General features: G+C 34.8%; 24 protein-coding genes. 1 reads left to right on the forward strand and 23 read right to left on the reverse strand.

All coding sequences use genetic code 11. The features are described 5' to 3' along the window. Window positions 1–324 precede the first annotated feature (324 nt). From F8154_RS15065 to kal, 20 genes are all read right to left on the reverse strand, one after another. Window positions 325–492: a hypothetical protein gene (locus F8154_RS15065; protein WP_192930210.1), complete on the reverse strand. Its 168-nt coding sequence runs from the start codon at window positions 490–492 to the stop codon at window positions 325–327. Next, window positions 485–895: an arsenate reductase ArsC gene (locus F8154_RS08135; RefSeq protein WP_151861123.1), complete on the reverse strand. Its 411-nt coding sequence runs from the start codon at window positions 893–895 to the stop codon at window positions 485–487. The genes F8154_RS15065 and F8154_RS08135 overlap by 8 nt, the downstream gene beginning before the upstream one ends. A gap of 83 nt (window positions 896–978) precedes the next feature. Beyond that, on the reverse strand, window positions 979–1,569 hold the full coding sequence (locus F8154_RS08140; protein WP_151861124.1) for a thymidine kinase: 591 nt from the start codon (window positions 1,567–1,569) through the stop codon (window positions 979–981). Window positions 1,570–1,759: 190 nt separating this feature from the next. Continuing rightward, window positions 1,760–1,957, reverse strand: coding sequence for a 50S ribosomal protein L31 (rpmE, locus tag F8154_RS08145; RefSeq protein WP_151861125.1), 198 nt, complete (start codon window positions 1,955–1,957; stop codon window positions 1,760–1,762). A 136-nt stretch (window positions 1,958–2,093) separates the two neighbouring features. Beyond that, on the reverse strand, window positions 2,094–3,428 hold the full coding sequence (rho, locus tag F8154_RS08150) for a transcription termination factor Rho (RefSeq protein ID WP_151861191.1): 1,335 nt from the start codon (window positions 3,426–3,428) through the stop codon (window positions 2,094–2,096). Window positions 3,429–3,554: 126 nt separating this feature from the next. After that, a complete protein-coding gene (gene glpX / locus F8154_RS08155) occupies window positions 3,555–4,514 on the reverse strand; it encodes a class II fructose-bisphosphatase (RefSeq protein ID WP_151861126.1) in 960 nt (319 codons plus the stop codon). 415 nt (window positions 4,515–4,929) lie between these two features. Continuing rightward, on the reverse strand, window positions 4,930–5,934 hold the full coding sequence (gene glpX, locus F8154_RS08160; protein WP_151861127.1) for a class II fructose-bisphosphatase: 1,005 nt from the start codon (window positions 5,932–5,934) through the stop codon (window positions 4,930–4,932). 407 nt (window positions 5,935–6,341) lie between these two features. Beyond that, complete coding sequence (locus tag F8154_RS08165; RefSeq protein ID WP_151861128.1) at window positions 6,342–7,673, reverse strand: acetyl-CoA hydrolase/transferase family protein; 1,332 nt, start codon at window positions 7,671–7,673, stop codon at window positions 6,342–6,344. Window positions 7,674–7,687: 14 nt separating this feature from the next. Next, window positions 7,688–8,707, reverse strand: coding sequence for a 3-oxoacyl-ACP synthase (locus tag F8154_RS08170; protein WP_151861129.1), 1,020 nt, complete (start codon window positions 8,705–8,707; stop codon window positions 7,688–7,690). 48 nt (window positions 8,708–8,755) lie between these two features. Continuing rightward, window positions 8,756–9,568 (reverse strand): alpha/beta fold hydrolase, encoded by an 813-nt coding sequence (locus F8154_RS08175; RefSeq protein WP_151861130.1) that lies wholly within the window; start codon window positions 9,566–9,568, stop codon window positions 8,756–8,758. 9 nt (window positions 9,569–9,577) lie between these two features. Next, window positions 9,578–10,447, reverse strand: a complete 870-nt coding sequence (phaZ, locus tag F8154_RS08180; RefSeq protein ID WP_151861131.1) for an intracellular short-chain-length polyhydroxyalkanoate depolymerase — start codon at window positions 10,445–10,447, stop codon at window positions 9,578–9,580. Window positions 10,448–10,458: 11 nt separating this feature from the next. Then, window positions 10,459–11,460 (reverse strand): branched-chain amino acid ABC transporter permease, encoded by a 1,002-nt coding sequence (locus F8154_RS08185; protein WP_151861132.1) that lies wholly within the window; start codon window positions 11,458–11,460, stop codon window positions 10,459–10,461. Further along, on the reverse strand, window positions 11,460–12,326 hold the full coding sequence (locus F8154_RS08190) for a branched-chain amino acid ABC transporter permease (protein WP_151861133.1): 867 nt from the start codon (window positions 12,324–12,326) through the stop codon (window positions 11,460–11,462). Before F8154_RS08190 ends, F8154_RS08185 begins: the two co-directional genes overlap by 1 nt. A 15-nt stretch (window positions 12,327–12,341) precedes the next feature. Further along, entirely contained in the window at window positions 12,342–13,049 is a 708-nt protein-coding gene (locus F8154_RS08195; RefSeq protein WP_151861134.1) for an ABC transporter ATP-binding protein, read from the reverse strand. Next, window positions 13,033–13,803 carry an ABC transporter ATP-binding protein gene (locus tag F8154_RS08200; RefSeq protein WP_151861135.1) on the reverse strand — a complete coding sequence of 257 codons (771 nt, stop codon included), beginning with the start codon at window positions 13,801–13,803 and terminating at the stop codon, window positions 13,033–13,035. Before F8154_RS08200 ends, F8154_RS08195 begins: the two co-directional genes overlap by 17 nt. A 29-nt stretch (window positions 13,804–13,832) precedes the next feature. Further along, window positions 13,833–15,050 (reverse strand): substrate-binding domain-containing protein, encoded by a 1,218-nt coding sequence (locus tag F8154_RS08205; protein WP_207706860.1) that lies wholly within the window; start codon window positions 15,048–15,050, stop codon window positions 13,833–13,835. A gap of 521 nt (window positions 15,051–15,571) precedes the next feature. Then, window positions 15,572–17,002 (reverse strand): sigma-54 interaction domain-containing protein, encoded by a 1,431-nt coding sequence (locus F8154_RS08210; protein WP_151861136.1) that lies wholly within the window; start codon window positions 17,000–17,002, stop codon window positions 15,572–15,574. A 243-nt stretch (window positions 17,003–17,245) separates the two neighbouring features. Next, the gene (gene fsa, locus F8154_RS08215) at window positions 17,246–17,893 is read right to left on the reverse strand and encodes a fructose-6-phosphate aldolase (protein ID WP_151861137.1); all 648 of its coding nucleotides are present in this window, start codon (window positions 17,891–17,893) and stop codon (window positions 17,246–17,248) included. Window positions 17,894–17,900: 7 nt separating this feature from the next. Further along, on the reverse strand, window positions 17,901–18,716 hold the full coding sequence (kce, locus tag F8154_RS08220) for a 3-keto-5-aminohexanoate cleavage enzyme (protein WP_151861138.1): 816 nt from the start codon (window positions 18,714–18,716) through the stop codon (window positions 17,901–17,903). 11 nt (window positions 18,717–18,727) lie between these two features. Next, window positions 18,728–19,108: a 3-aminobutyryl-CoA ammonia lyase gene (gene kal, locus F8154_RS08225; protein WP_151861139.1), complete on the reverse strand. Its 381-nt coding sequence runs from the start codon at window positions 19,106–19,108 to the stop codon at window positions 18,728–18,730. Window positions 19,109–19,523: 415 nt separating this feature from the next. Here kal and F8154_RS08230 point away from each other — a divergent pair, with 415 nt between their 5' ends. Beyond that, the gene (locus F8154_RS08230) at window positions 19,524–20,888 is read left to right on the forward strand and encodes a sodium-dependent transporter (protein WP_151861140.1); all 1,365 of its coding nucleotides are present in this window, start codon (window positions 19,524–19,526) and stop codon (window positions 20,886–20,888) included. A gap of 106 nt (window positions 20,889–20,994) precedes the next feature. On the opposite strand, the gene F8154_RS08235 is transcribed toward F8154_RS08230, so the two are convergent. From F8154_RS08235 to F8154_RS08245, 3 genes are all read right to left on the reverse strand, one after another. After that, a complete protein-coding gene (locus F8154_RS08235; RefSeq protein ID WP_151861141.1) occupies window positions 20,995–22,893 on the reverse strand; it encodes an LTA synthase family protein in 1,899 nt (632 codons plus the stop codon). 63 nt (window positions 22,894–22,956) lie between these two features. Next, on the reverse strand, window positions 22,957–23,694 hold the full coding sequence (locus F8154_RS08240) for a TIGR03915 family putative DNA repair protein (protein WP_151861142.1): 738 nt from the start codon (window positions 23,692–23,694) through the stop codon (window positions 22,957–22,959). Between the two features lies 1 nt (window position 23,695). Next, window positions 23,696–24,985, reverse strand: a complete 1,290-nt coding sequence (locus F8154_RS08245; RefSeq protein WP_151861143.1) for a putative DNA modification/repair radical SAM protein — start codon at window positions 24,983–24,985, stop codon at window positions 23,696–23,698. Window positions 24,986–25,179 lie beyond the last annotated feature (194 nt).

The following is a 25,179-nucleotide window of genomic DNA, read 5'->3' on the forward strand; positions in this document are numbered from 1 at the left end:
GTAAAATATAAATAATTTGAATTTTCTAAAAATATGTTTATTTTTTTATGGTTATGGTATATAATAAATATATAGAATCCGGTAGTTTCCTATCAGTCAATATTAGTTTTTTTAGTTTACTAAAGGTTAAATGTTTAGTTGTTGAAAGTATATTAATTAGTTGTTGTAAGTGAAAGGATGTTGATAATTAAAAATGTTAAATTCTAGTCCACCAAAGTCACAAGAAATTGATTGGTATAGCTACTTCCGATTCTATATAAGATAAACGGGTGATTTCATTATAAGAAATGAGATCGCCCGCTATCATTTTTTGATAATGTTAAATTATATTAAGCCAATTATAACTCCGACTACAAACAAAAAAAATGAACTAACCGTAATTATCACCTGGATTTTAGACCTTCTTGTTTGTTTTTTCAGCACCCTAAAAATTGGAGATAATATCCCTAGCACCATACCTACTAAACCAATTCCCATAAGTAACTTATCCATTAATTTCCCCTCTTTTAACTCTATTGATTAATTCCTCTACCTTATTCTTAATGATATCCCTTGTATTTCTAAAGCCTTCAATAGGTCCACCTGATGGGTCTTCTAGCCCCCAATCCTCCTGATGCTTACATGGTACATATGGACAGGAAACATTGCATCCCATAGTTATAAGTATATCTATTTCTTCAGGAATATCACTAAGTAGCTTTGGATAATGCTGACCCATATCGATTGAAGCTTCCTCCATCACTTGTACTGCTTCTGGCTTAACTTCAGGGTATTCCTCTGTACCAGCTGAATAAACCTCCAATACATCATTACCTAAATGTTTGGCCCAGCCTTCTGCCATTTGTGAACGACAAGAGTTATGGACACATACAAAGGCTACAATCTTTTTCTTCATGTTTGGCGAACTCCTTTCATGCTAACAAATTCGAAATCTATTAATATTCTTAGTTACACATATGTATAGCTATAGCTTAGATGTTAGTCTTTTATTACTGTATGGCATTTTCTACATCTTGCTTCATAGTCTTCCTTGGCACCTACTAGAATAATTGGATCAGAATATTTAGCTGGCTTTCCATTTACTAATCTTTGTGTTCGTGTTGCAGGTAGCTTGCACACCATGCAAACTGCCGTTAGCTTACTAACGTGCTCTGCTATTGACATCAATTGGGGGACTATTTGAAAGGGTTCTGCTCTAAAATCCATATCTAGTCCTGAGCAAATTATTCTCTTGCCATTATCTGCTGTCCACTGACAAAATTCAACTAAACCTTCATCAAAAAACTGAACCTCGTCTATAGCAAGAACATCAAACTCCTTGTCTTTAATGTATTCTCTTATATCTTGTGATGTGTCAACCGTTATACAGTCTGCGTGTTTACCATTATGGGAGGTTATAGTATCTTTACAATATCTATTGTCTATTCTAGGCTTAAATGCTATTACCTCTAATTCTGCAATTCTCGCCCTATTAATTCTACGTATTAGCTCTTCGCTTTTACCTGCATACATTGGACCTACGATAACCTCAATACTTCCGTTCTTTGAATACTCCATTATATCGACCATTTTAAATCCCCCTAAAACCTATTCTTTATTATGCCATCCTAAAGAATTCAACAATTACTTCTAAAAAACCTTCAATTAATACTAAATTATTTGCTTTTAGATAAAATTTGACACAGTGAAATAAAATTTGAAACAACGAAAAAATCAAGGCTAGAATTAATACTCTAACCTTGATTAATGTTTATATGGATTACATTCCAAATTTTTTCTTGAATTTTTCTACACGTCCACCCTTTTCAACTGACTTTTGCTTACCAGTGAAAAAAGGATGACAATCAGAGCAAATTTCTACTCTTATTTCTTTTTTAGTCGAACCAGTTTTAAATGTGTTTCCACATGCACAATGTACATCTACTTCTCTGTATTCTGGATGAATTTCCTTCTTCATTTTTTTCACCTCTTCTTTCCATATTACCTTATATATAAGTATGATTATATATCAGAACTACCATTAGGCTAAATTAACTATTACATTATAGCATACAAGATGTTTAGGCGCAAGAAATAATTACATTAATGAAGCCCTAAATCTTTTTCTTAAACATTTCGACAAACATATAGTTTGATTTAGTTTCAACTAAAGAGCTTATAATTTTTTCTGTTACATCTTGCACACTGTTATTACTCATTGCTCTACGAATACTCCATATTGTTTCTAGCTCCTGCTGACTTAATAATAGTTCTTCCCTTCTTGTTCCAGACTTATTTATGTCTAATGCAGGGAAAATTCTTTTTTCAGATAGCTTTCTATCGAGATGAAGCTCCATATTCCCTGTTCCCTTAAACTCTTCAAAAATTACATCATCCATACGGCTACCAGTTTCTATTAAAGCAGTGGCAATAATAGTTAAACTTCCGCCATTCTCAAGATTTCTTGCTGCACCGAAAAATCTTTTGGGTTTATGTAAAGCACCAGGATCAAGTCCTCCTGATAGAGTTCTTCCTGTAGGTGGTATGGTTAAATTATAAGCTCTAGCTAGTCTTGTTATACTGTCTAAAAGAATCACAACATCCTTGCCATGTTCTACAAGCCTTTGGGCACGGTTTAGAACCATTTCTGCAACTTTAATATGATGACTTGGTAGTTCATCGAAGGTAGAATAAACAACTTCACCTTTTATTGATCTTTGCATATCAGTTACTTCTTCAGGTCTTTCATCTATTAATAGAACTATAATATCTATATCTGGATAATTTGTAGCAATGCTGTTGGCAATTTTTTGAAGCAATATTGTCTTACCAGCCTTTGGAGGAGCTACAATCATCCCCCTTTGTCCCTTCCCAATTGGTGCAATTAAATCAATTAACCTTGTTGATAGCTCTTTATTATTTAATTCAAGATTAATTCTCTCTTGGGGATATATTGGAGTAAGGTCTTCGAAATTTGGTCGTTTTGTTGCCGAGTCTGGATCTAATCCATTAATTTTCTTGACATATAGAAGGGCTTTAAATTTTTCACCACTTTTTGGGGATCTGGTTATTCCAGTAATTTTATCACCTGTTCGCATGTTAAAGCGTCTGATTTGTGATGGAGATATATATATATCATCGTCACTAGAAAGGTAATTTTCTCGTCTTAAGAATCCATATCCATCGGTATGGGTTTCCAATATTCCATCTGCAATATTGGCTTCTTCACCATCTGGTATTTCGTCAGATAGATGGTCTGGTAGCTGGTTATATTTATTGTTTTTTGTGGGCTTTTCTTTAACCTGTGGTTTATCAGCCTTTAACTCTTGCTTATTCTCTTGCTTCTGTTTTTCAATCCAATTTATTAGTTCTTCCTTACGGTACTTTGTTGTGCTTTTCAATCCCATGTTCTTGGCAATTTCCCTTAAATCATTTATTTTTAAAGACATTAAGTTTGGTTCACTCAAAACTACACCTCCTAAACTCTCTGAAATATTGAGGAGAGTTTCTCCCCCCTATATTAACGAGATTCTATCATTTTTACCAATATTAGTCAACATGTTTTATCAAAATAGTTAATATGCGTAGCTGGGCTTTTTATTTAGCTTATGAATAGTCTCTACAAATCGTATAGTACCAGTCTCTGATCTCATAACCACTGAGTGGGTTCTTGCAGTATCTTTTTTGGGATATACTACTCCCTTTAGTAATTCTCCATCAGAAATTCCTGTTGCAGCAAAGTAAACTTCATTTCCTTTAATTAAGTCCTCCATATATAGAATCTTATCTACATCTATGCCCATTTTTATGCACCTACTCTTTTCTTCATGGGTATAGGGAACTAGTCTACCTTGGAACTCTCCCCCCATGGATTTAAGAGCTGCTGCTGCAATAACGCCTTCTGGTGCTCCCCCAATACCTAATAGTATATCCACTCCTGTATAATCGAAGCAAGTAGCCAATGCTGCTGCCACATCTCCGTCTTTGAAGAGCTTAATTCTAGCACCTGCGTCTCTACAGGCTCTAATTATTTCCTCGTGTCTAGGTCTATCAAGCATTGTTACTGTTAAATCTCCGACCTTCTTATTTAAAGCCTCTGCTGTTGCTTTAAGATTTTGATGTATTGGGGCATCTAGTTTTATTCTTCCTGCAGCCTTTGGCCCAACTGCTATTTTATCCATATACATGTCTGGAGCATTAAGTAGACATCCCCTAGGGGCCATTGCCACTACTGCAATAGCATTTGGAAGTCCCTTTGCAACTGAATTTGTTCCTTCTACTGGGTCTACTGCAATATCAACTTTAGTGCCACATGCACCAACCACTTCTCCTATGTATAGCATAGGAGCTTCATCCATTTCTCCTTCACCAATTACAACTACACCCTCTATATTTATTGTATCAAACATTTTTCTCATGCCATCTACTCCAGCTTGATCTGCAGCAATTTTGTCTCCCCTACCCATGTGCTTAGCTGCACCTAAAGCCGCTGCTTCAGTAACCCTTACTAAATCAAGAGCCAGATTTCTATCCATAATATTACCTGCCTTTTTAAAAAATAATTTATGATTTTAAATTTTTTCATTTACTATGTTTTAATGCTTAATTTTATCTTTAACGCTTCTATCTTTTGTTTTTTCTTTGCATTTTTCAATTTTTAATTTAGTGCTTTAATGTTTTGCTTTTTTCTTTTTATTTCAACGTTTTCTCTTAACTTTAATTCTTAACTCTTAATTCATAACTCATAACTCTTAATTTTTAATTATGTCTTCTTGTTTTCCATTTTCAACTTTCTATTTTCTTTAAGGTTTATCATTTTCAATTTTCAATTTTCAACTTTCCATTTTCAACTTTCCATTTTCAATTTTCCATTTTCAATTTTCAATTATGATTTTTAACTCTTAACTCTTAACTCTTAACTTTTAATTTTTAATTTTTAACTTTTAACTTTTAATCATGTCTTCTATGTTTCTCTAATATATTTATCATTGTCTCATTTTTATCTAAACGATGAATTGCTTCGACAAATCTGATAGTTCCTGTTCTTCCCCTCATAACTACAGAGTGGGTTTGCGCTTGATTATTTCCTAAATATATAACACCCTTTAGCAGATCCCCTTGGGTGATGCCTGTTGCTGCAAAGAAACAGTCTTCACTACTAACTAAATCATCAAGTGTCAAAATCCTATGAACATCTTGCTCTGTTAATCCTAATTCACTACATCTTTTCCATTCTTCTTCACTCATAGGGTGTAGCTTCCCCTGCATATCGCCACCTAAGCATTTTAGGGCAGCTGCTGCTATTACACCCTCGGGTGCCCCTCCAATACCCATTAAAATATCTACGCCTGTTTCTTCAAAGCCTGTAGCCATTGCAGCAGCAACATCTCCATCGCTAAATAGCTTTATTCTTGCGCCGGCTTCACGCACCTCACTTATTATTTCTTGGTGTCGAGGTCTGTCCTGTATAATAACTGTTATATCTTCTATATTTTTATCCAATGCATTGGCAACCGCCTCTAGATTTTCTCTAACGGAAGCATCTATATTCACTACTCCTTTAGCCTTTGGTCCAACTGCTATTTTCTTCATATATGTGTCGGGTGCATGTAGCAGGCATCCCTTAGGTGCTATTGCAACAACTGCAATTGCATTGGGTAACCCCTTGGCTATAAGGTTGGTCCCCTCTAATGGGTCAACCGCAATGTCAACTTCAACGTCACTTCCTTCACCACACCCTACTTCTTCTCCAATATATAGCATGGGAGCTTCATCAAGCTCTCCTTCACCAATAACTACAGTACCTTTTATTAATAGGCTTGCAAAGGTGCTCCTCATTCCGTCTACAGCAGCTTGGTCTGCTCCTTCTTTATCACCTCTACCCATATAGGAGGCCGATGCCAATGCAGCTGCTTCCGTAACCCTTACTAATTCTAGAGATAAGCTTCTATCCATTTAAACTTCCTCCTTAGTTTAACAAAAGAAAAATTTCTGCTTAATTAAGTACTTATAAACACTATTTATTTGGCTATATAAAAAACTTAGTTCAAATGGAGCTTTTACTCCATTTAAATTTAGCTCCACTAATTTAGAAGCCTTGTGGTAATTGTAGCCCTTTTAATAAGCCGATGCAATAGTAACGCTGCTGATATAAAGCAAATTAGGTTATACTAGTACTATATTAATAATATACTATTAAGCTATAATTCTCAACCGTATTATATCACATGTATAGTATTATATAACATTTGAAGCTGAAATGACTTTGTAACTCATTTTCTATAGACAAAAAAGAAGATATAGAAGGTTATTCTACATCTCCTTAGATGTATTGAAATTATACTATAGGGGAATTTATTTTTTTACCATATTCTATTCTTTTTAGCTTCAAAGCTTAGCTCATCCCTAAAGTCTGGATGCGCTATGCTAATTAATCTCTCAACTCTTTCTTTAATTGTCCTACCCCTCAGCCTAACTATACCGTATTCAGTTACCACATAATCAACATCATTTCTGGATAAGCTTACTGCTGCACCATGCTTAAGCATTGGTACAATCTTAGATATAGTGACTTTTTCTCCTTCCTCATTTTTTACCTTTGTTGTTGAATATAAGGCAATAAATGACTTTCCTTCTGAACAATTTTGTGCCCCTACTGCAGTGTCTGTCTGTCCACCAGTACCTGAAAATTGCATAGACCCGATTGACTCGGAAGCACACTGCCCAAACAAATCTACCTCTATTGAAGTATTAATGGAAACCATTTTATGGTTTTGACCAACAATGTATGGATTATTAGTCCATTTTCCGTACTTTAATATTACCGATGGATTATCATCTATAAAATCATACAGCCTTTGGCTTCCTAGTGCAAAGGTAGCTATTGATTGACCACGGTATATTGTTTTGTGGGAATTATCAACTGCCCCACACTGGATAAGGTCCACCATGCCATCTGTAAACATTTCAGTGTGAATTCCTAAGTGTTTCTTGCTTTTTAATGCTTTAGCAACTGCATTAGGTATACCTCCAATTCCAAGCTGAATCGTAGATCCATCCTCCACCATCTCTGCTATAAACTCGCCAATTTTTTGATCTTTATCATTAATGGGTACCTCTGGAAGTGTTGGTACCTTATAATCTGACTCTACAATAACATCTATCTCACTAATATGCACCAATGTGTCACCAAAGGTTCTAGGCAATTTAGAGTTAACAACTGCAATAACATAAGCCCCTTCATCAATTGCTTGTCTTTCATAAGTCGTGCCTAATGATAAGCTTAAATATCCGTGCTTATCCATTGAGGCACAGGTACATAATAGTACCAGTCGTCTATTATCCCTTGCATATAGTCGTTTTGTAAAGGAGCTATGAAGGTGCTGAGGAGCAAAGGAAACATTGCCAAAATCATGGGCTTTTCTCATAACAGGGGAGTAAAACCACCCTGCTGTAAATATTGTATCTGAATAATGGGGATTTTTTATAAATTCATAGTCCCTCATAGGTAAACAATTGCTTAATTCACATCCCCTAACTCCATATTCTTTAATTTTGTGTAACTTTTCTAAAAGAGGAATAGGTTCACTTCCTGCCATTGCAGCAATTATAAAGTCCTTTGACTTAATAGTTTTTAGTGCTTCATCTATTGTTTTTATCTTACTTTTATAAGCTCCATTAGCATTTACTGTCATTATGCTATCCTCCTTTATGAACTACCCCATTTTATTGTACATGCATCCCATGCATAGCCTATACCTGCACTAACCCATACCACAATATCACCATCCTTAACTTTTCCTTCTGCTAAAGCAAGGAAGGTAGAAAGAATTTGATCAATTTGCCCAATATGACCATAGTTTTCAAGATAAATTGATTTTTCCATATCCACCCCTAACTCATTCATTACATATTGATGTGCTGAAGGTTTCATATGGAGCATTGCTACGTAACCTATATCACTTCTTGTATAGCCACTTGCTTTAAGGCTTTCATCAATAACCTTTAAAAAATTTGGCATGCTTTTTTCTCCTAAACCCCTTTTCATATGTTGGGGGTCTAAAACATCCAATGATTTTATTCCAAAATCAATATTTTCTTTAGTTAATGGATTTATAGTTCCTCCATATTTTACTGCAACATCCCTAGAAAAGGATCCATCAGTTATTATATGGGATTCAAGTAACAGGTTTTTCCCGTAGTTTTTCTTGAGCAGGATAGCTCCTCCACCAGCTGCTAGATTAAACATAAAGGTAACTCTTTCATTTTTATAGTCAATAAAATCTCCATTTCTATATCCTCCAGCTATTAATACCGTATTAATGTTTTTATCTGACTTCATCAAAGCTTTTGCAAGCTTCATTGCAACTACTGTAGTGCCACATCTTTGTGCTACATCAAAGGCCCATGCATTGTAGGCTCCAATTGCCTCTTGTATATATATCCCTGTGGTTGTTAAAGGATATTCCTTGTGTTCTTCTCCTATTGATATTATTACATCAATATCAAGGGGATTAGTGTTTGTTCTATCAAGACAATCTAGGGCTGCCTTTACTCCCATTTCCATAGTTCCATCTTCTCTACCTGGTATTGGTTTTTTATTGAATCCAAATTTGTTTTTTATGACATCAACTGGTATTCCCGATTGATTTGCAATTTCTTCAGCAGTTTCATAGGTATCAGGAATATAAATACCCATACCTACGATACCAACATCTATATCCTTCATGGCATTACCTCCTATTGAAAATTAAGGAAACCTACTGAGAGTTAAAGATTATTCATTGGTGCTTAGGGCTAAAAAACCTAACACTACTAAAATAAACTCCTCCATCTTCTCATAACATGAAGCGTGGCCTGCCTCAGGTATTACAACAAGCTTTGAATCTCTTATTCTTTCATGAATCATAAATAATTCACGATAGGGAGTTATTAAATCTTTGTCAGAAGAAATTAATAGGGTGGGAACCTGAATATTACTTAATTTGTCAACTATATCATAGTCTCCATGGCTAGAGGAAAGTCTTAAATATCTTTCAAACCATTCTGGTGTTAAAATACTGCTAAAGAGCTCTTCTCTATCCTTTAGCCATTGCAGGTTTTTTTCATAGAATGTATCAGAATAAATTAAAGGCATTGCTAACCTGAAGAATTTTTCCCCATCCTTAAGCTTAGCTGCTTCGTCCCAGGCTTCACCTATGGACTTCAAATAATTAGTTAGTCTCGCCATTGTATTGGCTAAAATTAATGACTCTAGCATATGGGGGTATTTTAGTGCAAAAAGCATTGATACCTGGCCTCCATAGGATATTCCTAATAAGTTGATCTTTTCAATTTTTAAATGCTGTAGTAAACCTCTTAAATCTTCAACATGTTGTGTTATTGTATAAGCATCCTTTGAAGATTCAGATTTTCCCTGATCTCTAAAATCAACATTTAAGACCTTATATCCTGCCCTTACATAGGAGGGCACCAGCCCTCCCCAGCTTTCTGAGCTCATCATAATACCGTTTAGTATAACTAAAATTTTTTCACCATCACCATTGAATTTATAATAAATATCTACACCATTTACTTTTACTCTGGGCATCTTATCACCTTATTCTTTTATAAAATCAATTATTTTTTTAACGAGTATTTCTGGACAATCAACTAATGGAGAATGTCCACATTTCTCTAAAGTCTCTAGTCTTGCATTTAATCCAATAGCTTCAACTGTTTCTTCCACCATCTCCTTAGTAATAACAAGATCACTATCTCCTCTAAGGGCTAAAACTGGCATATTAATAGTTTTAATTGATTCTTCAATATTGAAATTAGCTAATGCCCAATCAACATCTAGTAAATTCCTCTGCTCGAAGGTAGCATCTAACAATCGGATATATTCATCCTCCTGTGGTTTTTTATGTACATATATTAGTGTATTCCAAAGATGTTTCATAAAATCGTAATCTTTATTTTCTATAGCCATAAGCGGATACATAACCTGAATTGGATCCTTTGCCATTTCTTCCTTTGTTTTATAAACCTCGCCTATAATTGGCTTTCCATTTGAATCCTTTTTATATATTGGATACCCTTTATATGACACTGAGCTAATTAATACTAGTTTCTCAATAACTTCTGGATGTAGTATTGCCAATTCCATAGCTACACCACCTCCAGTAGACCATCCTACAACCACTAAATTATCTAGCATTTTCTGATCAATTAGTTCCTTTATGTCTTCCGCCAACTCCTTAAGTGAGTTAAATCCTCTGTTATAGGAAGACTTACCCATTCCCCTTAGATCAACTGCAAATAGGCGATGAGCATCCGAAAGGGAATCCATTATTGGCTCCCAATAGATTGAGGAGGACATATTTCCGTGTATTAATAGAATAGTCTTATCTCCCTTTCCTGCCTCTCTATAAAAGAGTGTATCGCCACCCTTTAGTTCAATGGTTCCACAGCCTTGTCTTTTAATCATTTACAGCCCCCCTATAATCCCTTCTCAAAAACTCTTGAATTTTTCTTTGTCCGTCTATCCTTTAAATACTTGTTCCATAGTCCAACGAAGCCCTCTGGCATAAATAGAACAACTACTACATACATTGCACCAAAGAATAATAGCCATCTTTCAAATATTGGATGTACCGATCTTAAATCTAATAAATAGTTTTGTACTGTGTTTACAAAGGCACTACCTACTATGGCACCATATAAGGTACCTGTTCCTCCAACAAGTGTAATTAGTAAGGCATTTAAGGTTTGCTGAACACTAAGTAGATCTGTGTTAGCAAATCTATTTAATATTCCAAACATAACACCAGAAAGTCCTGAGGTTATCCCTGCCACCTGCAAACCAATTAACTTGTATTTTGAAGTATTATAGCCTAAAAATGTTGCCCTTTGCTCATTTTCTCTTATAGCCATTAGCACTCTACCGGTTGGCGATAAAATAAATTGCCTAAGTATAATAGTCATTATAATTAGAAAGATTAAAGCATAATAGTAAAAACCTAGTCTATCTCTAAAAATATCTGGTATTTTAAAGGGTAACCCATCGGCTCCCATTGTTACGCTTCTCCATCGTTCTGCAGTATTTCTTGCAATTTCACCAAGGGCTAATGTAATCATGGCAGCAGCTATAACTCCCCCACCTCTCAATACAATTTTTCCCATTATATATGCAGCTAATGAACAGTAAATAACTGTAATGATGACTGCCAAAACAAATACACCCATTGTATTATCTATTTTGGTAAACAGTATTCCTCCGATATAGGCTCCGCTACCAAAGAAAAGTGCATGACCTAAATTAATAAAGCCTGTGTAGCCCCTTAAAATGTCATAGCTCATTGCATATACAGCTAAAATGAATATTCTACTCATAAGAGTTATTGTTGATAATTTTGCTAAGTGTGGCACTATGCTTAAAACAACAAGTAATACTCCTATTGCAATAAAAGTTTTTTTATCTATATTCTTCAGTAGCTTCATTATTTCTTCACCGCCAATCCAAATAATCCATCTGGTTTAAAGGCTAGTACTAAAGCCATTAAGGTTACATTGGCTACAACTGCTAAGGATGGGGCGTACCACGCAACAGCTGCTCCCATTAAGCCTAAAAACAGGCTTCCTGCAGCAGAGCCTATAAAGCTACCCATACCTCCAATTACCACAACTATAAAAGCTAATACCTGATTATGTAACCCTGCAGTTGAGCTAATACTACCAACTAAGGGTGCATATAAAGCACCACCTAATCCCGCCAATGCAGCACCAGCAGCAAATACTAAAGTAAAATAAAGCTTAATATTTATTCCTAATGCCTGAACCATATCTGGTCTTTGAACTCCAGCCCTAATAACCATACCTATTTTTGTTTTGCTTAATAGTTTATGAATACCTAGTGCAATTAATAGTCCAACCACTATTAAAAATATTCTATATTGTACAATAGTGACTCCGCCAATTGTCCAGGTGCCTGCAAGGTAGCTTGGTCTTGCTACAGTAATTGGTGTAGCACCCCAAAATAATCTTACCAAGTCTGTAAATATAACCTGAAGGCCTAATGTAATAAGAATTTGTGCCGGTACATTTCCATAAACTCTACTTACGAAAAATTTCTCAAAGAATGCACCTAAAGCAAATACAATTATAATTGCTCCTAGTACTCCTAATATAAAGCTGTTTGTAAAGGTAAAAATCCATACAAAGATATAGCCTCCCCAGAGGAACAAAGTACCATGGGTGAAATTAACTACACCCATTAGCCCTAGGATAATGGACAACCCCGATGCCATTAGGAAGATTAATGCTCCTTCTGCCAATCCGTTAATTAGTAGCGTAACAAATATATCCATAATATCCTATCCTCCTTATATAACTCCAAGATGTTTTCTTTGAAGCTCTGTGTTTTGTTTTAATTCTTCAATAGTACCATCATCTACAGTTTTACCTTCATCAATCATGTAGTATCTTTCTGCAACTGCACATGCTAGGGCAAAATTCTGTTCCACCAATAAAATAGTTGTAGTTTTACTTATTTCTTTTAATGCTTGTGCAAGTCTTTCTATTATAACCGGTGCTAAGCCTTTGCTTGGTTCATCAATCAGTATAATTTTATTTTCATTAACTAAAGCCCTTGAAATAGATAGCATCTGTCGTTGTCCACCACTAAGGGTTTTAGCCAATCTCTTATATGCCATCTTTAAATCTGGAAATAAATCTAAAACATAGTCTCTTTTCTCAAGGGTAGGTTTATCTTCCTTCCACATTGCAATTTTTATATTCTCTTCTACTGTAAGCTGGTCAAAAACACCATAATCCTCTGGAACATACCCAATGCCTAATTTTGCAATACCATATGTGGGCTTTCCAACTAATGATTCTCCATCAAGTTTTATTAAACCACTTCTAGTATCAACTAAGCCCATTATTGTTTTAAGTAAGGTTGTTTTTCCTGCTCCATTCCTTCCCAGTAGCGCCACAGCTTCACCTTGATTAATTTCAACAGAAACCCCCTGCAAAATTGTATATAACCCTATATAGGATACTAGGTCCTCTACTTTAAGTAGTGGGTTCATTTAAAACTCCTCCTCCTAGATAAGCCTTTAGCACTTCAGGGTTTTGGGAAACCTCTTCTGGGTCACCTTCTACCAGCTTAGCGCCATTAACAATTATTATTAATTTATCTGATAATGCTTTTACCATATCCATTTTGTGTTCTATTAAGATAATTGTTGTACCCTTTTCCTTTGTTTTGTTTAATATATCTATCATGGTTGGTACTTCTTCTATTGACATTCCTGCTGTAGGCTCATCTAATAGTAAAACTTCTGGCTGTAAAGCTAAAACCATTCCTAGTTCCAGCTTTCTTTGCTCTCCATGGCTTAATTCTCCTGCTAAGAAATCCTTCTTATCCTTAAGAAGAACTTCTTCTAATATTTCATGGGTTTTATCATTTAGGCTCTTAAACTTTCTATAATCTGTAAACATTTTATAACCAACCTCTTGGTGGGCTTGAATAGAAAGTCTCACATTTTCAAAGGTAGTAAGCCTTGAGAATACATTAGTTAGCTGAAAGGATCTTCCCATCCCCATCTTTACTCTTTCAATAGGGGACAGACCTGTTATATCTGTCCCTTTGAAATAGATCTTGCCTTCAGTTGGCTTTAGCAAACCACTGATAAGATTAAATAAAGTTGTTTTTCCAGCACCATTTGGTCCTAGAATGGTGGTAAATAACCCTTTTTCTAGTGAGATGCTAACATTGTTAACTGCTTTATGTGCCCCGAAGCTAATACTTAAGTTTTCGGTTTGAATTAATGTATCTGCCATGTTATACATCCTTTCCTTCAACAGGGTTTTTATCTTTTTGCGTCAGCTGGTACACTAATAGGTGGTGCTATATCCTCCGCTGGAATAACACGCAGTAGCTTTGGTATTGGATGATCATCTCCCTCTGTTAGTTCAATTTCAAATAGTGGTTGAATTGCTTGATGATCTTCTTCTCTAAAGAAACGTTTTCCTGTTGGGCTTTCGAATTCCATTCCTCTTAAGGTCTCTATTAATGCTTCTGTATCTGTATTACCTCCGGTTTCTTCAAGAGCAGTAACAACTGCAATAGCTGCTGCCATGCCTCCTGATGTAAATATATCTGGTGGTGAATTGTATTTTTCCATATGGTTTTCTACTAACCAATCATTTACTTCGTTATCTGGTACACTATGATAATATACAGTGAATCCAGTCATTCCAATCATAGGCTCCATGGATCTTAATGCCGCGATTTCTGGTGCACCAGTTGTTATTTGAATACCATATTGCTCAAGGTCTAATTCCATCAACTGACTCCATGGGTTATTAGCTCCTGCCCAAATTACATATAAGTAATCGGGAGCTGCTTCTCTAATTCTCAATATATATGAGGTGAAATCTGTTGTCTCGGCAGGAGGAAACTCTTGCTGTACTAGGCTTCCATCTTTATCGGCTAAAGCTGTAATAAATGGTTCTACCATTGCTCTACCAAATGCACTATCAGGTGCTAAAGTTGCAACCTTTGCCCCAGGCTTGTTGGTGGTGATAACATCGGCCATTGCTGCTGCATCTTGAGCAGAGTTTCTACCTGTTCTAAATATATATCTGTTCCAGTGTTGTCCAGTTAAAAAGTCTGCGGCGGCAGGTTCAATCATTAGTATCTTCTCGAACTCTTCTGCTAGCTCTAAAATAGCAAAGGCATCTGCTGATGATGCAGGGCCCACCAGTAGGTCTACATCCTCTTCATCAAGTAACCTAATAGCTCTTTCTCTTGCAACCTCAGGTACAGTTGTAGTATCTTCCCATACTACTTCTATTTTTCTACCAGCCACCTCCATAGTTCCATCAGTTGCGTATTCTAAACCTAACATAAATCCTTTTTGCATTTGCTCACCATAATCTTGTAGAGCCCCACTTAAGGAAGTTAAACCGCCAATTTTAATTGGACCTGTTTCTTTTCCAGCTGTTTCTTCACTACCACAACCAGCTAGAAATACTGTTAGTAACATAATTACAGTTAAAAATAATACAAATGTTTTTTTACCCAATGTGTATTCCCCCCTAATTTTTATAATTAATATTACACTTCTTCTTAAAGCAAAGGTTGTGCCAAAACAATAATTCTGTACATAAATTAGTGAATTTTAGAAATACTCTAAAAATTCATTGTAACTACAAACTCTGTATAAATAACTATAAAGAAAACTTAGTTCAGATGGAGTTTTACTCCACCTGAACTCTAGTTGCCCTTATTTCGAAGCTTGGCGGCACTTAACTTCCGCTTAAGAAGCGGGAGTGTTAGTAACGCCGCTGAGATAAATAAAGTGGTTTTTAAAATTAATTTTAGAGAATTTAACAATGCTTGTTAGGCAAAGGTTTTTATGGATTTATTTAAATATTTGTATTTTTTGCATACAATTGTAGTAACTTCATACACATTTGCTTTTTTTTGCTTATTTTACAATTTTACGTCAATGTTCTAATAAGAAAAAAATACTGATTCCAGTGTCAATCTGAAACTCAGTACTAACTTAGCAGACTATTATATTAACAAAAAAGTGTATGAACATCATACACTTAAATTATAGCGCTCCATTTTATCATAGAGGCAGGATCTGGATATTCCCAGTAATTTTGCAGTTTTAAGCTTATTACCTTTAGTATCTTTTAGGTATTTTATTATAATCTCTCTTTCCATCTCTTCTATTATTTCACTTAACTGCCTACAGGCAGTATTTCGTTTAGCGTTAAAATCTTTCTTAGTTATATAGCTAGGTAAGTGTATTGGTAGTATTTTTCCCTCTTCACCTAAATTCATTGCCCTTTCCAAGACGTTCTCTAATTCCCTTACATTACCAGGCCAACTATAACCCTTTAATATATCTATAGCTTCTTTAGATATACTATCTACATAAACTCCCAGTTTGTTTGATAGCTTTACCAATAGACTTTTAGTCAATGTATCAATATCTTCTATCCTTTCTCTTAGGGGTGGAACTTCAATTGTCATTACATTTAATCTATAATATAAATCCTCCCTAAAATCTCCCTTCTCAACCAGGTACATTAGGTTTTTATTTGTAGCAGCTATAATACGTACATCAATTTTTATAGGATTAGTTGCTCCAATAGGCTCTATTTCCTTCTCTTGAAGTACTCTTAATAGTTTAACCTGCATCTTTATAGGCATATCCCCTATTTCGTCTAGAAAAATACTGCCCCCTTCTGCAAATTTGAACTTACCAATTTTCCCACCCTTTTTAGCACCGGTAAATGCTCCTTCTTCATACCCAAAAAGCTCTGATTCTAAAAGATCATGTGGAATAGCACCACAATTTACTTTAACAAAGGGTTGATGACTTCTTCTACTTGCATTATGAATAGCATGGGCAAATAATTCTTTACCTGTTCCGCTTTCCCCTGTTATCAGAACTGTTGATCCTGTTTTGGAGGTCTTCTTTCCAAACTCCTTGGCTTGAGCCATCTTTTCACTATTACCAATAATATTGTCCCAAGAATAGTAAGCCCCTTGAATTTTCTTTAATACCTGTTTATAATGTTTAATTTCTGTTTGCAGGAGCTTATTTTTTACAATAATATTATGAAATTCCTCCATATTATCAAAAAGCACCATTCCAAAACCATATAAAACTTCATTTTCATTATTTAATATAGGGATTCTATGTACAATGGCAGTGTGACCATTTGCAAAGGTATGTTTCCAAGCAATTTCTGCCTTCTTAGTTCTCATAACTATAGGAAATCTAGAATTAGGATTAATTTCTATTACCTTTTTACCTATTGCCTCATCCTTGCTTACTTCTAAAAACTTACAAAATTCATTGTTAATCATCAATATATTAGTATCTTTATCAACCAGTATCATAGATACAGGTATTGGATCAAATATTTTATAAAACCATTCAATTGTATTCTTATCAATTAATAATTCCGTTTCACTAGTGGCTTTGGGAAAAAAATCTTCATTGTTATAAGTCATAATATACACTCCCATCGACTTCTAATTACGAGCATTATAACGTAAGAAGCATAAATATTAAGAAATGCTTTTGGTTTTAATGTTTTCTATTTGTCTTATCATTCAACATTTAACATTCAACATTGCCTTTATATTTGATTTTAATTTTTAGCTCATAACTCTTAACTTTTCACTTTTCATTTTTCACTTTTCACTTTTAATTAGTGTTTTATTACTTATTACTTATTACTTATTCCTTATTCCTTACTCTTTATTGGCCATTTCCCAATCCTTTAAAAATTTATCTATTCCGTTGTTGGTTAATGGATGCTTTAGCATTTGCTTAAATACTGCATACGGAACAGTTGCAACATCAGAGCCTGCTTTAGCAGCTTCTATAACATGCATGCTATGCCTAATGCTTGCAGATAAAATTTTAGTTGAAATATTATGTAGGGCAAAAATTGTTACTATCTCACGTATTAACCCCATACCCTCATGTCCAATGTCATCTAATCTTCCTAAGAAGGGACTAACATAGGTTGCTCCAGCCTTAGCAGCTAAAAGTGCTTGGGCTGCTGAAAAAACTAAGGTAACATTGGTCTTTATCCCCATTTGCGTTAGGATTTTGCAGGCCTTTAAGCCTTCCTCCGTCATAGGAATTTTAATTATAACATTCTTATGTATTTCTGCTAACTCCTTAGCCTCCTCAATCATTTCTTTAGAGGCTAAGCTAATGACCTCTGCACTTATGGGTCCATCTACTATTGTTGTTATTTCTTTAATTACTTCCTTTAAATCTCTTCCTTCCTTAGCTATTAATGAGGGGTTTGTTGTAACTCCATCTAATATTCCCCATTCTGCTATTTCTTTTATTTCACTAATATTTGCAGTATCAATAAAAAACAGCATTTATCATTTACCTCCCAATTCCTAATATATCACGTGCTTCATCTGGTGTTGCAACAGCTCTACCCATTTCCTTTGCAATTCTAACTATACGCTCAACCAACTCAGCATTTGAAGTGGCTAATCTACCTTTTTCATAATATATATTATCTTCGAAGCCTACCCTTACATGACCTCCTAATATAATACCCATAACACCCAAAGACAATTCATGTCTACCTATACCTGCCACAGTCCATGTAGAATCCTTAGGAATAAACTGCAACATATGGATTAAATCTTCTGGAGTTCCAGGACAAGCGCCTGGTACACCAAGAACAAAATCAAAATGAAGGGGTGTTTTTAGTAGGCCTTTTTTTACTAGCCTTAATGCATTATCTATCATTCCCCTTTCAAATATTTCTAGCTCTGGCTTTACTCCTAATTCCTTCATCCTGTATGCAAATTTTTCCATATATTCTTCGGTGTTCATAAAAACATCTTCACCGAAGTTACAGGTTCCACAGCTTAGTGTTGCCATTTCTGGCTTTAGCTCAACAGGCTGTAGTCTTTCTTCTAGTTTATGCCAAACTGCACCACCAGTGGATGGTTGAAATATTATATTGCACTTCTCTTCAATTTTTTCTTTTATTTCTTTATATATGTCATAGGATTGTGTCGGATTACCATTTTCATCTCTAGCATGGACATGAACTATTGAAGCCCCAGCCCTGTAGCATTCATATGCCGCCTCTGCTATTTCTTCAGGTGTAATAGGTAGATTAGGCTGCAATTCCCGAGTAACCTCTGCACCAGTAAGGGCAGCAGTTATAATCAACTTCTCCATTTTTTTACCTCCTACCTTCTTTGCTTTTCTTTAGGAACGACACAGGTTCCAACAGCACTACACACAACTATTGGCTCTTCTAATACATCGCAGGCGGATTCATTTATGTCTGGTCGAGGAATGATAACTTTTCTAGCTTCAAACTTCATTTTTCTAGAGCTGTTTCCTATTTTAGTGATCTCACCCTCTGCTTCTATATAGTCGCCAGCGTAAACTGGGGCTTTAAACTCAACACTTTCATAGGCAACAAATAAACCCTCATCGCCATCCTGTCTTATTAAAAGCTCAGTAGCAACATCACCAAATAATTGGAGCATTTTAGCTCCGTCTACAAGATTACCTCCATAATGTGCATCATGCATACCCATTCTTACACGAATCAAAGCCTTCATCGTATATCCTCCTCTACTGGTATTTAAACTCAATATTTAAATATTCGTTAAATATTATTAAAACCCTTCTCGGTTTTTTACTATCTTTTATAAGCTGTAGTCCTTTGCATATTCATTCCAATTTTTTCATCCACTAGAATTGTTAAGTATCTGATTTTCAATGTTCCAATATATAAGCATGATTGTAAAAAATTAAACACTTGCATACATGGGCAAATAATTGTATAATTATCTAAATATAAAATTTTTTTAATATTCTCTATTTTTTGTTTAATATCCAATAGTACCTCGGCATTTTTATCTGTAATTATACTAGCAATTTATAAGCAGAGTAGTTTTATTGGATTATAGGGGGTGATCAATAGGATTAAGTGTATGATGTTAATTTATTTATTTATTAAAAGGAGGGAATATCATGATTGATGTAAACGAAAAAAAACAGAGGGATCAATGGGGCTCTAAAATAGGCTTTATTTTAGCAGCTGCTGGCTCAGCAATTGGTTTAGGTAACATTTGGAAGTTCCCCTTCATGGCCGGACAAAACGGTGGTGGAGCATTTGTATTCTTATATTTTGCAATTTTAATTGTTGTAGGTTTTACTTTAATGATGGCGGAATTAACAATAGGTAGACATACTCAGCTAAGCCCTGTTGGAGCCTACAGAAAGCTTAAGGCTAAATGGGCTTGGGTTGGATTCCTGGGAGTTCTTGCTGGCTTTTTAATTCTTTCTTTTTATAGTGTTATTGGTGGATGGGTTATTAGGTATATCGTAAAAGCATTAACTGGTGCCTTTACTATTTCTGACCCTGATGCACTAGGGGGATTATTTGGAGCATTTATTACTAACCCACTAGAGCCACTTGTTTATCATGCAATTTTTATGGCCCTTACTTTAGGTATAGTTATAGGTGGCGTTAAGGGTGGTATTGAAAAGTATTCTAAAATATTAATGCCTTCACTGTTTGTAATGATGATTCTTATTATGATCCGTTCTCTAACTTTAGATGGAGCAATGGAGGGTGTTAAGTTCTTATTACTACCTGATTTCTCTAAAATAAATGGTGGAGTTGTATTGGCTGCTCTAGGTCAGGTATTCTTCTCACTAAGCTTAGGTATGGGTACCATGATTACCTATGGTAGCTACTTAAATAAAGATGAAAACCTAGTAGATAGCTCTATACAAATACCATTATTAGATACAGCCATCGCTTTAGTTGCTGGTTTAGCAATTCTTCCAGCAGTATTTGCATTTGGCTTTAACCCGGAAGGTGGTCCTGGATTACTGTTTATAACATTACCAGCAGTATTCTCACAAATGCCTCTAGGTTCATTGTTCGGAGTATTATTCTTTGTTTTAGTATTATTTGCTGCTTTAACATCTTCTATTTCATTATTAGAGGTGGTTGTTGCATACTTCGTTGATGAAAAGAACTGGGATAGGAAGAAATCTAGTTTAGTATTTGGTTTAATTATCTTCTTGTTCGGTATTCCTTCATCATTGGGTATTGGTATTTGGAGTGATATTAGAATTATTGCAGGTAGAGATATTTTGGACTCTGTCGACTTTGTTGCAAGTAATGTTCTATTACCGTTAGGTGGAATGCTACTATGTATCTTCATTGGATGGGTATGGGGTCTAGATAATGCCTTCAAGGAAGTTACAAATAACGGTAAAATTAAGTTTCCATTGATGAACGTATGGGGCTTCCTAGTTAAGTGGGTTGCACCAATTGCTATAGGTATTGTGTTTGTTCAAGGTCTTATTGATACATTCTTTTAAATAACAAATACAAAATATTAGCACTGTTGATACTTCAACAGTGCTATCTTTTTCTTTATTAAGTTAATCATTATTTTTAAGTTTTTACTTGTATGGTTTTCTGTTCTCAATTAATACACAGACCCATTTCCTTAAGTATCTTTAGTATGTCCAACTGCTCCTTTAAGGGTAGCAACTGGTTTTCAAGGATATACTGTGACAAATATATTTCTGCTAAAGCCCTTTCATGTCCTAACTTAAACTCCTGTAGGTCTATTTCTTCATCTGTGTCCTTGTTCCAACCCCTACTATTTTCAAATACTCCATCCCTTGACATCAAAAACACCTTATCGTCTTCAATAAAGGAGCCCTTAGCTGTGTGAATAAAGGTAGTTGCAAAGCCATTGTTGTTGTTTAAAAGGTCTTTACCTATATAATATGAATTTTCAATACTAATACCCAGTAAGTTGGCTATGGTTGGAAAAAAATCCACCATTCCACCTGTAGTAGTTATTTCACAGTTTATATTGGAGCCAGGTACATGAATTAAAAATGGAACCCTTAGCATATCATCTTCTCGATATTCAGCATTCAGAAATACCTCTAGCAGCTCAGTGGCTTCTTCATCCTGCATTTTAAGTCCGTGGTGATCACCATATACTATAATAACAGAGTTATAATACAGTCCTTCATTTTTTAAGTCTTCTATCAATTGGCCTATGGCACTATCTAAATAATTTACAGTTTGAAAATAGTTCCCCAAAATTGTATCCTTGTAGTCTGAGTTCAAAGTTAAGCTTTTGTATTTATCCTCCATTATATATGGATAATGAGAGGTGAGGGTAATGAATAGGGAATAAAAAGGCTGATCTATAGACTTTAAGTATGGAATGCCTTGCTTAAACAGTGACTTATAACTTAGTCCCATTCCTATTATCTCTTCTTCTTCTAATTCCTCTGAACTTATGAAGGTATCAAAGCCCATATAGGGGTACATGTTTTTACGATTCCAGAAATCAGGCTCATTTCCGTGGAATACAATAGTATTATAGCCCTTCTTCTTTAATAGATTTGGCAGGGTTATAAGGGTTTTTCCTTCATAGCTTTTATAGCTATAATTCTTAGTTGAGGGAAGAAAACCAGTATGAGAAACAAACTCTGCATCTGAGGTATTTCCCCAACCTACCTGCTCATAATAATTTGAGAAATATATGCTATCGTTTTTTATTAGTTGGTTTAAAACCGGAGTAATTTGCTGACCATTTACCTCTTTATTAATTACAAAATTCTGAAAAGACTCTGCTTGAACAACTATAATGTTTTTACCTGCTATTAATCCATTATATTTGTTTTTTTCAACCTCTTCTTCCTCTTCTACTATAACTTCTTCAGCTATACTTGCAAAGCCCGCCGGTATTGTCTTATCACTAAATACTCTAGATAAGTCATAAATATGATAGTTAATCATGCCTAGATTATGTGGAGTTCTAATTGCATCATCTGCATTATTAATAATAAAATGACCTACCCCAGAGGTAAAAGCTAAAAACAACACTAGCATAAATACCTTTGAAGCCTTCATTGGTTTAACCATTAGTCTTTTACTTTTTTTGTATATTCGATTATAGTACCAAACAAGTGGTGCTATATCTACTAAAAAAAGAATATGGTATGGCTGCAAAATAGCCCATATACTGTCTCCAACACCGCCAACATGATTAATCTGATAAATTATATGAACCGGTAAAAGAGTGGTGAAGTGCTTATAATATAAGCTATTAAATATAAAAACTATAGAAATAAAACAATTTATAATAATAAAAATTTTAAACATATCTGTTTTCTTTATTAATGAGGCTAAAAATAGAATAGCCATTACGGTTAGTCCATTTAAAATGGATATGATAATGAGATTACTTTTAACACCTATAAAATAGTGAAAAACAAGTAGCTTTAAAAACAATAATCCGCTAAATAAAAATATAAGCTTTGATATACTATCTTTTTTTGTATATTGTTGAATCATTTTTATGCCCTCCTATATGCTCATAAGATATTCTAGCATATAGCAGAATATTTTTCCAATTAATTAGGATTTTTCAGTTAAATGCTTCCAATATCGAGTTGGCATAAAGCTTCTCTGTAGCTTTGAATTTTTTCTTTCTTTTATTGCAATGTTTTTAAAGTATGTTTTCCATAACTCTTGGTATAAAGCTTCTTCATTATTATTTGTTATTTCATTTTTGTATTGTAGAGGTGCTATAAACCATTGACTTTTATCGAATATAGCTGCGGTGTCCCTCTTTTTATCGTGAATAATCCAATTTTGGTCTGCCATACGCTTTGCAAAATGTGGTGCTAACAATCCAACTATATGATGATCTGGCTCAATTGAGGCATAGTATAAATCTTCTTTTATTAACTGAAAACGCACTAGGCCAAGCATTCTATGCTTCTCCCTTGTTACCTTCTTACTAATTTTATGGATTTCAAGTATATGCTTATTAGTCAACAGGTGATCCACCTGCTGACCCATTTTAAAGGCAATTGTTAAATATCTATAGATAATTGTAGGTGCATCCACTGTTTCTGATAAAAAAGCATGATAAACATGGCGGAGTGCTTCTTTTGATACTTTCTTTACAATGGCATCATATACCTTATTTGACTTAACTTCATCGGTTTCAATAAATTTTACAGCATCAACTAGGTTAGGCTGGTGATAGACTTCAGTGACGATTCTATCGGGCCTAGCATTTGTATAGTATGCTTCATATACAGCTGTTAACAAGCCTTCGAATGTGTTGTCAAATACGAAAATTATCATTTTATAGCTCTCCTGTTATTATTGATTCCTTTAGCTTATATACATCAAAAAATGAAAGCTGCTTTTCATTCTGATTTGATGGTGATAATATGGGTTTTACTGTTAAGCTCTCCCTTATTAAGTGGTCTTTTAATCCGACTTCACTGTAATACTTTCCCTGGCAGGTAATAAAGTATTTTGCCCTTTTTAGCACTACTCCGATTTTCTTCAACCCGTCATAGCTTATTGGGGCAAGTCTTCTAGCTGCGATTATTCTTCTAGCAGATTGTACACCTATTCCAGGTACCCTTAAAAGCATATGATACTCTGCTTTATTAATCTCTATAGGAAATAAACTAAAATTGTTTAAAGCCCAATCGCATTTTGGGTCTAATTGAACATCAAAGTTTGGCTGACGCTCATTTAACAGTTCATCGGCACTAAAGCCGTAAAATCTTAAAAGCCAATCTGCTTGATATAGCCTATGCTCCCTTAAGGTTGGAGGATTTGCTAAAACAGGTAAATTTGGGTGTACACCAACAGGTACATAAGCTGAATAATATACTCTTTTAAGTTGAAAGCGATTATACAGGCCTTCTGATAGTTTTAGTATTTGAAAATCGTGGTCTTGTGTTGCCCCAACAATCAATTGTGTGCTTTGACCTGCGGGAGCAAAGGCAGGACTGCTTTTAAAGGCTCTTCTTTCCTCCTTTGATTGCTGATGTTGCTTTGTAATTAGGGACATAGGCTTAATGATTTCTTCTTTCTTCTTTTGAGGTGCCAATAGCTTTAGCCCGCCATTACTGGGAAGCTCGATATTTACACTCATTCTATCTACATATAAGCCTGTCTCATGTATTAGCCTACTATCGGCACCTGGTATTGCCTTAACGTGTATGTACCCGTTAAAGTTATGCTCAGTCCTTAATATTTTAACTGTGTTTAGTAACTGCTCCATAGTATGATCTGGGTTAATCATAATTGCTGAGCTTAGAAATAATCCTTCAATATAGTTTCTTCTGTAGAAATTTATAGTTAACTCCGCCACCTCATTTGGTGTGAAGGCAGCTCTTGGCAGATCATTTGATGCCCTATTTATGCAATAGGCACAATTGTATATGCAATAATTGGTTAACAAAATCTTAAGTAAGGAAATACAGCGACCATCATCTGACCAGCTGTGGCAGATTCCACTAATGGCAGCATTTCCTATTCCATCAGCTTTGTTTTTTCTGGAGCTACCACTTGAGGAACAGGATACATCATATTTTGCAGCATCTGCTAAAATCTTTAACTTATCTTTAATTTCCATTTTCCCTTCCCCATTTTACAAGTTTTTTACTAATTTATTAATTGTTTGCTAGCAATTAGTTATCTTTTAGCTTTTACCCTATAGAATGATTTTATCAGTAATATCATCCATTGTCAAACACATGTTCTATAGGTGTCTATGTAATATTTGTAAATTTTATATGTAATTTTATATGTAAAATATGTTTTCCTCAG

The sequence above is a fragment of the Alkaliphilus pronyensis genome, from assembly GCF_009017275.1.
In the GTDB taxonomy this organism is placed as follows: domain Bacteria; phylum Bacillota; class Clostridia; order Peptostreptococcales; family Natronincolaceae; genus Alkaliphilus_C; species Alkaliphilus_C pronyensis.

Coding starts and splice junctions, on each gene's coding strand:
- F8154_RS15065 (WP_192930210.1), bottom strand. CDS start 492: ATGGATAAGTTACTTATGGGAATTGGTTTAGTAGGTATGGTGCTAGGG.
- F8154_RS08135 (WP_151861123.1), bottom strand. CDS start 895: ATGAAGAAAAAGATTGTAGCCTTTGTATGTGTCCATAACTCTTGTCGT.
- F8154_RS08140 (WP_151861124.1), bottom strand. CDS start 1,569: ATGGTCGATATAATGGAGTATTCAAAGAACGGAAGTATTGAGGTTATC.
- rpmE (WP_151861125.1), bottom strand. CDS start 1,957: ATGAAGAAGGAAATTCATCCAGAATACAGAGAAGTAGATGTACATTGT.
- rho (WP_151861191.1), bottom strand. CDS start 3,428: ATGTCTTTAAAAATAAATGATTTAAGGGAAATTGCCAAGAACATGGGA.
- glpX (WP_151861126.1), bottom strand. CDS start 4,514: ATGGATAGAAATCTGGCTCTTGATTTAGTAAGGGTTACTGAAGCAGCG.
- glpX (WP_151861127.1), bottom strand. CDS start 5,934: ATGGATAGAAGCTTATCTCTAGAATTAGTAAGGGTTACGGAAGCAGCT.
- F8154_RS08165 (WP_151861128.1), bottom strand. CDS start 7,673: ATGACAGTAAATGCTAATGGAGCTTATAAAAGTAAGATAAAAACAATA.
- F8154_RS08170 (WP_151861129.1), bottom strand. CDS start 8,707: ATGAAGGATATAGATGTTGGTATCGTAGGTATGGGTATTTATATTCCT.
- F8154_RS08175 (WP_151861130.1), bottom strand. CDS start 9,568: ATGCCCAGAGTAAAAGTAAATGGTGTAGATATTTATTATAAATTCAAT.
- phaZ (WP_151861131.1), bottom strand. CDS start 10,447: ATGATTAAAAGACAAGGCTGTGGAACCATTGAACTAAAGGGTGGCGAT.
- F8154_RS08185 (WP_151861132.1), bottom strand. CDS start 11,460: ATGAAGCTACTGAAGAATATAGATAAAAAAACTTTTATTGCAATAGGA.
- F8154_RS08190 (WP_151861133.1), bottom strand. CDS start 12,326: ATGGATATATTTGTTACGCTACTAATTAACGGATTGGCAGAAGGAGCA.
- F8154_RS08195 (WP_151861134.1), bottom strand. CDS start 13,049: ATGAACCCACTACTTAAAGTAGAGGACCTAGTATCCTATATAGGGTTA.
- F8154_RS08200 (WP_151861135.1), bottom strand. CDS start 13,803: ATGGCAGATACATTAATTCAAACCGAAAACTTAAGTATTAGCTTCGGG.
- F8154_RS08210 (WP_151861136.1), bottom strand. CDS start 17,002: ATGACTTATAACAATGAAGATTTTTTTCCCAAAGCCACTAGTGAAACG.
- fsa (WP_151861137.1), bottom strand. CDS start 17,893: ATGCTGTTTTTTATTGATACTGCAAATATTAGTGAAATAAAAGAAATA.
- kce (WP_151861138.1), bottom strand. CDS start 18,716: ATGGAGAAGTTGATTATAACTGCTGCCCTTACTGGTGCAGAGGTTACT.
- kal (WP_151861139.1), bottom strand. CDS start 19,108: ATGAAGGCTTTGATTCGTGTAAGAATGGGTATGCATGATGCACATTAT.
- F8154_RS08230 (WP_151861140.1), top strand. CDS start 19,524: ATGATTGATGTAAACGAAAAAAAACAGAGGGATCAATGGGGCTCTAAA.
- F8154_RS08235 (WP_151861141.1), bottom strand. CDS start 22,893: ATGATTCAACAATATACAAAAAAAGATAGTATATCAAAGCTTATATTT.
- F8154_RS08240 (WP_151861142.1), bottom strand. CDS start 23,694: ATGATAATTTTCGTATTTGACAACACATTCGAAGGCTTGTTAACAGCT.
- F8154_RS08245 (WP_151861143.1), bottom strand. CDS start 24,985: ATGGAAATTAAAGATAAGTTAAAGATTTTAGCAGATGCTGCAAAATAT.